Below are 9923 nucleotides of genomic sequence, written 5' to 3' on the forward strand. Positions count from 1 at the left end.
TTGGACCGTGCGGGGGCGCCGCCGCCCGCGCACGGTCCGACCGACGACCGACCACCGGAAAGCAGAGCAGGAAGGCTGGACATGACCGCACTCGGATTCCTCTACCCGGGCCACTCCGCCGAGGACGACTATCCACGTATCGAGCAGCTCCTGGGCAGCGACATCCGGGTGGACCTGTTCCACACCGACCTCGGCGAGGACGCGCGCCGGGTGGACGCGCCGCGCGGGGCGGGCTCCGTCGAGCGGCTCGCCGAGGGCGTGGAGGGGCTGCGGCTGGCCGGCGCCGAGACCGTGGTGTGGGCGTCCACCAGCGGCGGCTTCACGCACGGCTGGGAGGGCGCCCAGGAGCAGGTGCGGACCCTGGCCCGGCTGGCCGGGATGCCGGCCTCGTCGACGTCCTTCGCCTTCGTGCACGCGGCCCGGGAGATCGGCGTACGGCGGGTCGCCGTCGGCGCCACCTACCCCGAGGACGTCACCGGGCTGTTCGCGGACTTCCTGCGGGCCGGCGGCCTGGAGGTGGTCGGAACCCGGTCCTCGGGGCCCGTCCCGGCGGCGGAGACCGGCCTGTGGGGCGAGGAGGACGTGCTGACGCTGGCCCGGGCGGCGGACGTCGCCGGCGCGGAGGCCGTGCTGCTGCCGGACACGGCCCTGCACACGGCCGCGCACCTCACGCTGCTGGAGAAGTCCCTCTCCAAGCCGGTGCTCACGGCCAACCAGGTCACGGTCTGGGAGGGGCTGCGGCTGGCGGACCGGCGGGTGAACGCCCCGGCGCTGGGGACGCTCTTCACGCGGGAGCCGATCGTGCAGGTCTGAGCCGCGGCGGGGAATAACCGGAGACTGCCTCCTGTTAGCTCCTGGACGGACAGTCCACGCCACGAACAGGAGGCCCACACCGTGTCGGCAGACGACGAGATCCGGGGCAGCACGCACGGGACCGCCCCCGTCCCCCTCTCCGTACTGGACCTGGTGACCGTCGGCGCGGGCAGCACGGCCACCGACGCCCTGCGCACCAGCGTCGCGCTCGCCCGGCTCACGGAGAACCGCGGCTTCCACCGGTACTGGGTCGCCGAACACCACTCCATGCCCGGTGTGGCCTCCTCCTCGCCCGCCGTGATCCTCGCCCACCTCGCCGCCCACACCGACCGCATCCGGCTCGGCTCGGGCGGCGTGATGCTGCCCAACCACGCCCCGCTGGTGATCGCCGAGCAGTTCGGCACGCTGGAGGCGCTGGCGCCGGGCCGCGTCGACCTGGGCCTCGGCCGGGCCCCGGGCACGGACGGCGCCACCGCGGCGGCCCTGCGCCGCACCGACACCCTCGACGAGGGCGCCGACGACTTCCCGCAAGCGCTCGCCGAGCTGACCCGGTTCCTGGACGACGACTTCCCCGACGGCCACCCCTACCGCCGCATCCACGCCATCCCCGGACCGGTCCAGGGCAGCTCCCCCGGCGGGGTCCAGTCCGCGCACCGCCCGCCGGTCTGGCTGCTCGGCTCCTCCGGTTTCAGTGCGCGCCTGGCCGGGCTGCTCGGCCTCCCGTTCGCCTTCGCGCACCACTTCTCCGCGCAGAACACCCTCCCGGCCCTGGACCTGTACCGGCAGACCTTCCGGCCCTCGGCGGTCCTGGCCGAGCCGTACGCCCTCATCGGCGTCTCCGCGCTCGCCACGGACGACGAGCGGGAGGCCCGCCGGCAGACCCGGGCGATGGCGCTGAACATGCTCCGGCTGCGCACCGGCCGGCCGGGCCTGTTCCCCGACCCGGACGAGGCCGAGCGGCACGAGTTCAGCCCGATGGAGGAGGAGTTCCTCGCCTCCTGGACGACGAACATCGTGCACGGCACGGCCGACGAGGTCCGCACCGGCCTCGACGACCTCCACAAGCGCACCGGCGCCGACGAGCTGATGCTCGTCTCCCACGCCCACCGCGGTGAACTGCGGCTGCGCTCGTACGAGTTGATCGCGGACGCCTACGGGTTGCCGACCGCGTAGCTGCGCGCCCCGAGCAGCTCGGAGATACGATCCGGCGGCACCGGGCGGGAGTACAGCCAGCCCTGTCCGGTGTCGCAGCCGATCCGGCGCAGCCGGGTGGCCTGGGCGGAGGTCTCCACGCACTCCGCGGTGACGGTCAGGCCGAGCCGGTGGGCGAGCTGGATCATCGCCTCCACGATGACCTCGTCGGCGGGGTTCGGCGCGACGTCCTTGGCGGCCTCCTCGTACTGGAAGCCGCGGACGAAGGAGCCGTCCAGCTTCAGTGTGGAGACCGGCAGCCGGCTCAGGTAGGCCAGGTTGGAGTAGCCGGTGCCGAAGTCGTCGATGGCGATGCGCACGCCCATGTCGCTGAGGGCCTGCAACGCCTGGAGCGGTCGGCCCGCCGAGCCCATCACCGCCGACTCGGTCAGCTCCAGCTGGAGCAGGTGCGGGGCGAGTTCGGTCTCGGCGAGGACCTCGGCGACATCGGCCACCAGGTCGGAGTCCCACACCTGCCGCACGGCCACGTTGACGCTGACGAAGATGGGCGGCTCGCCGGGGCGGTCCAGCTGCCAGCGGCGGGCCTGCCGGCAGGCGGTGGCCAGCGCCCAGCGGCCGAGCGGCACGATCGAGCCGTCCTCCTCGGCCAGTCCGATGAACCGATTCGGCGTCAGCGTGCCGAACTGCGGGTGGTGCCAGCGGATCAGCGCCTCGACCCCGTTGAGCCGGCCGTCCTCCATGGCCACCAGCGGCTGGTACTCCAGGGCGAACTCACCGCGTTCGATGGCGGGCCGCAGGGTGGAGGAGAGCGCCTGGCGGGTCATGCGGTGGGCGTTGCGCTCGGGGTCGAACAGGGTCCAGCGGCCCTTGCCGTCGGCCTTCGCCCAGTACAGCGTGGTGTCCGCCGCCTGCATCAGACCGGTCGCGGTGGTGCCGGCGGCGTGCCGCTCGACGACCCCGATGGACGCGGTCAGCGACAGCCGCCGGCCGGCCAGGTCGAAGGGTTCCTCCAGCGCCTTCAGCGCGGACTCGGCGAGGTCGGCGAGCTGCTCGGTGCCCGTGGAGTCCTCCACCAGCAGGGCGAACTCGTCCCCGCCGAGCCGGGCCACCAGGGGGGTGGCGGCCCGGGAGCACCCGGTCTCGTCGGCGACCCGGGTCAGGCGTTCGGCCACGGCCGCCAGGAGCCGGTCGCCGAAGCGGTGCCCGAGGGTGTCGTTGACCGCCTTGAAGCCGTCGACGTCCAGGTAGCACAGGCCGATCCGGCCGGTGCCGCTCCGCTCGTACGACTCCGCCTCCAGCGCGGCCGTCAGCCGCTCGAAGAACAGCGTGCGGTTGGGCAGCCGGGTCACCGGGTCGTGCATCTGCAAGTGCCGCAGCCGTGCCTGGAGTTCGCGGCGGGCGCTGATGTCGGTGACGGACAGCAGGACGCCGGGTGCGCCGTCGGCCAGCGGGGCCGCGGTGATCTGCACCCACACCGAGTGCCCCTCGGGATGTTTCAGCCGGCGGGTGCAGCGCAGCCGGGTCTGCCGCCCGCCCAGCACCTCGCGGTAGGCGTGGTGGCTGCGGGCGTCCGAGGCCAGGTCCACCAGGTCGGCGGCGACCCGCCCGGTGAGCGCCTCCGGATCGGCGCCGAGCAGCTCGCCGAGGGCGGCGTTGGCGCTGACGACGAGTCCCTCGGGAGCCACGACCGCCATGGCGAGCGGGGCGGTCGAGAAGACACGGTGGTAGGTGGACTGGTGACTGTCTGTGACGGCTGACCGGTCGAGGTCTGCCGCGGGCGTCGGCCCTTCGGACGTTCCGCTCACCGCTCGCTCCCGCAGTGCACTCGATCTCTGTCCGTGCCGGAAAGTGTGCCGATCATAGAGGCTGGCCCCGGGCCCTTCCAGCCACTCTCCAGTGTCCCGGACAGACCACAGGTTCTGACAGATCGTTTCTGCCCGCACCTGGACGGCTTCTTCAGGCCGACGATCAGTTGTGACGTTCCGTGAATGTTCCGGAAGGTCGAGCGCCGGTGTGCACCGGCGCGCAACGGGGGCGCATTCACCCTTCTGGTGCAGGCAAACAAGGCATAACGTAACGAATACCAGCAATCTGGGTGCGGGTCCCGCGAACCGCATCCGGAGGTCATGTCCGTGCCCAAGCTGCGCAGCACCGCCGCCGTGTTGACCACGATGTCGGCGCTCGCCGCGACCTCGATCCTCGGCGGCCCGTCGGCCGCCGAGCCGTTCTCCACGGAGCCCTGCGCCCTGCACCGCACCGAGGTCCACCACTCGGAGGGCGTGGACACCTGGAACCCCGCCTACACCCGCCCGACCGGCACGCTCGACGCCGTGCTGGTCTTCCTGTCCTTCCCGGACGCCACCCCGCGCACCACCCCGGCCGCGCTGACGGCCGACCACTTCCCGGAGACCAGCCGCTTCTACGAGCGGTCCTCCTACGGCCGGTTCACGCTGCGCCCGCACCCGCTGGACCGCTGGCTGCGCATGCCGCGCCCGTCCACGGCGTACGCCATAAGGCGGGACTGGAACGCCGAGGACCGGGCCGCCTACCTGCGCGACGCGTTCGCCGTGGCCGACCGGGCGGTGGACTTCTCGCGCTACCGGATCGTCTACTTCGTCGCCGACCCGGACGCACCCGGTGTCGACTCGGACGCCACGAAGGTGGTGAACCTCCAGACGCCCCTGCGGGTGGACGGCACCGACATCCGCCGGGTGGTCACCGTGTTCGAACACCATCCGCCGGACCGGCTGGTTCTCGCCCATGAGACCGGGCACCTCTTCGACCTGCCGGACCTCTACCACCGGCCGGGTGACGGCAAGGGCGACTGGGACACCTATGTGGGTGACTGGGATTTGATGGGCAGCCAGTTCGGGCTCGCACCCGACCTGTTCGCCTGGCACAAGTGGAAGGCCGGCTGGCTGGATCCGCGCCAGGTGGTGTGCGTGCGCGGCACCACGCCGGCCCGGCTGACCCTGGAGCCGCTGGAGGCCGGGCCGGGCGGCTGGGCGCGGGACGGGGGCGGCGCGCCCGCCTTCGGCCTCGGCCATGGCGTCAAGCTGGCCGTGGTGCGCACGGGCCCGGAGAGCGCCCTCGCCTTCGAGGCGCGCGGCAGGGGCGGCGACGACCGTACGTCCTGCCGGCAGGGAATCCTGGTCTACCGGGTCCGCGGCGACATCGCGTCCGGGGACGGCCCGGTCCAGGTGGTGGACGCCCACCCGCGTACCGAGGCCTGCTGGGAGAGCTCGGTCTACCCGCCCCTCGCCGACGCCCCCGTCTTCCTCGGGGAGAGCTTCACCGTGCCGGAGGACGGCGTGAAGGTGGAGGCGGAGGGGGTGACGGCGTCGGGCGCCTGGACGGTGAAGATCACGCCTGCGGTGAAGTGACCCCGGGGGAGGACGGCGCGACCGGCGGTGCCGCCCGGGGAACGAAAACGGTGGGCCGGATTCTTTCGAATCCGGCCCACCGTTCACTTCGCGTGCGCCGCCAGGGACTCGAACCCCGGACCCGCTGATTAAGAGTCAGCTGCTCTAACCAACTGAGCTAGCGGCGCCTGCTGACGTCGTAGACCTTAGCATCCTGGTCGGCGGGAGGAAAAATCGATATCCGCACGGCGTCCCGGGCGGCGCGCACCGCCGCCCAGAGCAGCACCTCGGGCCCGGGCAGCCAGGGGTGCCGGGTGTCCGGGGCGACCAGCCAGCGGGCTCCGCCGGGGGCGTCGTCGCCGGTCAGCGGCGGGACGGTCACCGCGTCGCCCGGGCCGTGACAGAGCAGCGGCGGCACCGCCCGCGCCCGCTGGGAACCCCACTCCTCCCAGGCCAGCAGCGAGGGCAGCCGCTGGGCCGTGCCCGGGGCGGCGAAGAGCAGCGTCCGGCCCCGGAACACCGCGACCGGGCCCGATCCCGCCCCCTCGGCCCACAGTCCGTCCAGCATGCGGCGCCCGAACACCGCCGGGGCGCTGACCACGTCGAACACGGTGCCGCAGGGCAGGACCAGCGGGGCGTCCGGGCGCTCCCGCCACAGGGCGAGGGTGCTCCGGGGGTAGGTTCCCGCCGAGGCGAGCCAGGTGATGCCGTCGGGGCTGACACGGGTGACGTGGGGGGCGCTGGTCATGACATCCACATGTACAGCGGGTGAGCGGGTCGTTCTCCTGAGTTGCCGAAAATCGGGACGGCGGTGGAAGCGGAGGAGTATCTTGCCCGCCTGGCATATGCCCCCGGAGTGCTACACCGGGCTACAGCGGATCGGCCGGCGTCCGCCCGTCGCCCTCGCCGCGCATCAGGTCCCGCCCGAACTCCACCATCTTCTTGGCGTAGTCCTCGGTCCACTCCGCCCGCTCGGCGATGTCCGCTGCGGTCAGCCGGTCGAACCGGCGCGGGTCGGCGAGCTGGGCCGCCGCGACGGCCTGGAACTCCACGGCCCGGTCGGCCGCCGCGCGGAACGCCTGGGTCAGCTCCGTCGCCCGTGCCAGCAGCTCCCGCGGATCCTCGATCGACTCCAGGTCGAAGAAGTGCTCGGGATCGGCGGCCGCCTCCGCGGGCTCGAAGAGCAGGGGCGCGGGGCGTAGCCGCGGTTCGTTACGACGCGGCGTGGGCTCCGCCATGTCTTCTCTCCTCCTCGTACGGTTTCACGGGCACCGCCATGGGGTGGGCCACCGTCCATTGTCCCGCGCCCGCGCAAGGGGCCCCCACGGCCACGGGCTCACCCGGCGTCCGCCCGGGAGCCCACCCCTTCAAGCCCGCGGGACGGCTTTGTGTTCCGCCCGGGGGCTACGGGTCAGGGGCGCCAGTGGACCTTGTGTTCGGTGAGGTGGGCGAGGACCGCGTGGTTCGCCTCCCAGCCGTCCGGACTGTGCTCGTCGGCCGCCTCCGGCGGCGTGCCGGACTCCGTCCGGCGGGTGGGGTGGCCGGGTGTTGTCAGGGGCGCCAGTGGACCTTGTGTTCGGTGAGGTGGGCGAGGACCGCGTGGTTCGCCTCCCAGCCGTCCGGGAACTTCACCAGGGTGCCCAGCTGGACCGGTTCCGTGGCGGGGTAGTCGTCCAGCAGGGCCGGCACCCCGGCGCGGCAGACCACGATGCAGGCATGGCGGTGGCGGGAGGCCAGGACGCACAGCCGGCCGGTCTCCAGGTGGAAGGCGGTCGCGTCGGGACGGCCGGAGAGCGGGTGCAGGACGACCGTGACGTCGTACTCACGGCCCTGGAGACGGTTGGCGGTGTCGACCGTGACGTCCGTGACGCCCAGCTCGGCCAGGGCCGCGCGGACCGCCGCCGCCTGGTCGCGGTGGGCCGTGCCCACGGCGACGCGGTCGGCGGTGAGCGGGGCCGGCTCGGGGGAGCGTTCCGAGGTCGCCGCGCCGCCCCGGTCCAGCAGGCGGCGGACCACCAGGGCCACCGCCCGGACCGCCTCCGGATCGGTGCGCGGGGTGTGCCGGGCGGGCAGCTCCAGCAGCCCCCAGCCGGTCTCCGCCGCCTCGTCGATCACCCGGTCCGGGCCGGAGCCGTCGGAGGGGACCGCGAAGGCCAGGCGGCGGTCGCCGTGCGCGGTGCCGCTGCGGAACGGCGTGTACGGGTAGAAGGCGTCCGAGACCAGCGGGGCCGCGGAGGCCGGCAGCCGCCAGGACACCGGCAGGCGGTGCTGCGGCAGGTCCGGGTTGTGGGCCAGGAGCGTGGTCACGGCCGACGCCGAGGGGTCGTACGACAGCCCCGCCCACTGCTCGCTGCCGACGATGGCGAACGGGTCCAGCTGGCCCGGGTCGCCCACGAACAGCGCCCGCTCGAACAGGCCCGCCACGGCGAGCAGCGCGTCCGAGCGCATCTGGTAGGCCTCGTCCACGATCGCGTGCGGCCACGGCTCGTCGACCGTGACGTGCGCCCACTTCGCGGCGGTGGACAGGACGACCGGCAGCCCCTTCAGCTCGGCCGCCTTCGCCGACGTGCGGACCTGCGGCAGCTCGTCCAGCGCCTTGTCGTACGCGTCGGCGTCGCTGCTGTGCAGACGGCCGACGGGCAGCTCCGGGTCCTTCTCGGCGAGGCGCAGGACCAGATCGTCGACCTGGGCGTTCGTCTGCGCCACCACCATCAGCGGGCGACCGGCCCCGGCGAGTTCCAGGGCCGCGCGGACCACCAGGGTCGACTTGCCGGCGCCCGGCGGGGAGTCGACCACCACGCCCCGCGCGGTGCCGTGCAGCGTGTCCCGGAGGATCGCGTCGGTGGCGCGGGCGGCCGCCGCCGCGGGGTCGAAACCGACGGTCGTCACAGCAGGTCCTCCTCGGTCACGGCGTCGGGTGCCTCCGGCGCGGGCTCGCCCGGCGGGCCGCCGTGCGTCCACGGGGTCTCCTCCGGGTCGGGCAGCTTCGCGCCGCCGCGCTGCTCGTGCTCGAAGAGCGTGCAGCAGATCCGGTCGCCCTTCTCCGGCACCGAACCCGGCTCGGGCTCCTTGCCGCGGCCCATCCTGTCCAGCACCCGCAGCACCAGCGCGCCGTCGCCGTCGTACCCGACGAACTCCGCCGACTGCGGCTTGCCGCCCAGCGAGCGGTACACCTTCGCGCGCTCCGCCAGATGCGGCCGGTCCTCCGTGCGGACCGTCACCAGCGGGCGCGGGCTCGGCCGTCTGCCGTCGCTGTACGCCATCACGACGTCGGTCACCTCGCCCGCGAACGCCTCCCCGGCCAGCCGCCGTCCGGCCATCACCAGTGGATCGTCCAGCGCCTCCTGCGCGTCCAGCCGGGCCTGCTCACGCTCGCGCGTGGCCAGCTTGTTCGCCGCCGTCACCGCGTCGTCCCGGCGCGGCTGCGGGGGCTCGCCGGCCCGCACCCGGTCCCGGTGCGCGGTGAACGACCAGCGGTCCCGGGTCCAGCGCTCCTCCACGTGCGCGCCCGCGGGCAGCGCCCGCAGCAGGTCCAGGCCCCACCACACCGCGTCCCAGGTGGGCCGGGTGCGGCTCTCGACGAGGTCGCGGACGTGCCGCTCGGCGGCGGTGAGCGCGGCCAGCCGGGTGTCCGCCTCCAGCGGGTCCTCGGCGGCGGCCAGCGCCGTACGCGCGCGGTCGTAGCGCTCGATCGCCGGGGCCAGCAGCCGGTTGTCGAACGCCGGGTCGGTGGCGGGGCCGGCCGGCGGGCACAGGAGCTGGCCGTCGGCGTCCCTGGCGAGTTCCGCCCGGCGCGCGGCCTCGGCACCCGTCAGGCCCGGCGGGGGAGGGGCGATCCAGGCGAGCAGCGCTCCCAGGTGCTCGTCCTCCAGGCCGGACTGGCCGGTCGCCCAGTGCCGGGACAGCAGGTCGGTCAGGGACAGCAGCAGCGAGGAGCCGGGGACCCGGGCCCGCTCGCCGTAGTGGGTCAGCCAGCGGCCGAGCAGCGGCACCCGGGGCGGCGCCGGGTAGGGCGCGTCCGGGTCCTGCTCGGCGGTGCGCCGGAACCGCATCGAACGGCCCAGCAGCCGGACGAAGTCCAGGCCGGTGCGGCTCGGCACGATCAGCTGGGGCGCGTCCGCGCACAGCTCGGCCGCCACCTTGACCCGCTTGCCGGTCTCCGGGTCGGTCTCCGTGCGCTCGGCCGCCTCCACGGCGTCCGCGTACGCGTCGATGTGCGGCAGGACGATGTCGGCCAGGTCGGCGAGGAACGTGAAGCGCAGGTCACGGTCCCGGGGCTGCGGTACGGCCAGCAGCCGGGGCGCGTCCCGGTCGGTGCCGACCAGCGCGCCGAGCGGGGCGCCGGTCTCACCGGCGGTGGTCAGCGGCACGAACACCAGCGGCCGGTCGGACAGGTGCCGGTGCCGGACGGTCGCGGTCGGCTGGGCCCGGCCGCTGTCGACGGCCTCCAGCCGGGCGAGGGCGGTGATCAGCGACACGGGACCGCCTCCCCGGCCTGCGGCACGACCCGCGCGTGCGGGGCCGCCGTCTCCCCGGCCGCCCGCAGGGCCTCCGCGCGCAGGGCCGCCGCCCGGCGCAGCGCGGCCACCGCCGGGT

8 protein-coding genes and 1 tRNA gene are annotated in these 9923 nt (G+C 74.3%); 3 read left to right on the forward strand and 6 right to left on the reverse strand.

The features are described 5' to 3' along the window. Positions 1-81 precede the first annotated feature (81 nt). Positions 82-813: a decarboxylase gene (locus IF37_RS0132725; RefSeq protein ID WP_030751020.1), complete on the forward strand. Its 732-nt coding sequence runs from the start codon at positions 82-84 to the stop codon at positions 811-813. A gap of 81 nt (positions 814-894) precedes the next feature. Continuing rightward, the gene (locus tag IF37_RS0132730; protein ID WP_030751023.1) at positions 895-1986 is read left to right on the forward strand and encodes an LLM class flavin-dependent oxidoreductase; all 1092 of its coding nucleotides are present in this window, start codon (positions 895-897) and stop codon (positions 1984-1986) included. On the opposite strand, the gene IF37_RS0132735 is transcribed toward IF37_RS0132730, so the two are convergent. After that, on the reverse strand, positions 1965-3770 hold the full coding sequence (locus IF37_RS0132735; protein ID WP_030751026.1) for a bifunctional diguanylate cyclase/phosphodiesterase: 1806 nt from the start codon (positions 3768-3770) through the stop codon (positions 1965-1967). The genes IF37_RS0132730 and IF37_RS0132735 overlap by 22 nt on opposite strands. 321 nt (positions 3771-4091) lie before the next feature. Between IF37_RS0132735 and IF37_RS0132740 the strand changes: the two genes are divergently transcribed. Beyond that, complete coding sequence (locus IF37_RS0132740) at positions 4092-5348, forward strand: M6 family metalloprotease domain-containing protein (protein ID WP_030751029.1); 1257 nt, start codon at positions 4092-4094, stop codon at positions 5346-5348. A gap of 93 nt (positions 5349-5441) precedes the next feature. On the opposite strand, the gene IF37_RS0132745 is transcribed toward IF37_RS0132740, so the two are convergent. The 5 genes from IF37_RS0132745 to IF37_RS0132765 form a co-directional block, all read right to left on the reverse strand. Further along, positions 5442-5515, reverse strand: a tRNA-Lys gene (locus IF37_RS0132745). Further along, a complete protein-coding gene (locus IF37_RS41280) occupies positions 5506-6075 on the reverse strand; it encodes a bifunctional DNA primase/polymerase (RefSeq protein ID WP_030751031.1) in 570 nt (189 codons plus the stop codon). Before IF37_RS41280 ends, IF37_RS0132745 begins: the two co-directional genes overlap by 10 nt. A 121-nt stretch (positions 6076-6196) precedes the next feature. Continuing rightward, positions 6197-6565, reverse strand: a complete 369-nt coding sequence (locus IF37_RS0132755) for a hypothetical protein (protein ID WP_030751034.1) — start codon at positions 6563-6565, stop codon at positions 6197-6199. 313 nt (positions 6566-6878) lie between these two features. Beyond that, positions 6879-8216, reverse strand: coding sequence for an AAA domain-containing protein (locus tag IF37_RS0132760; protein ID WP_030751037.1), 1338 nt, complete (start codon positions 8214-8216; stop codon positions 6879-6881). Next, positions 8213-9805, reverse strand: coding sequence for a hypothetical protein (locus tag IF37_RS0132765; RefSeq protein WP_030751039.1), 1593 nt, complete (start codon positions 9803-9805; stop codon positions 8213-8215). Before IF37_RS0132765 ends, IF37_RS0132760 begins: the two co-directional genes overlap by 4 nt. Between the last annotated feature and the right edge of the window lie 118 nt (positions 9806-9923).

It is taken from the genome of Streptomyces sp. NRRL S-31 (assembly GCF_000718775.1).
Taxonomy (GTDB): Bacteria; Actinomycetota; Actinomycetes; order Streptomycetales; family Streptomycetaceae; genus Streptomyces.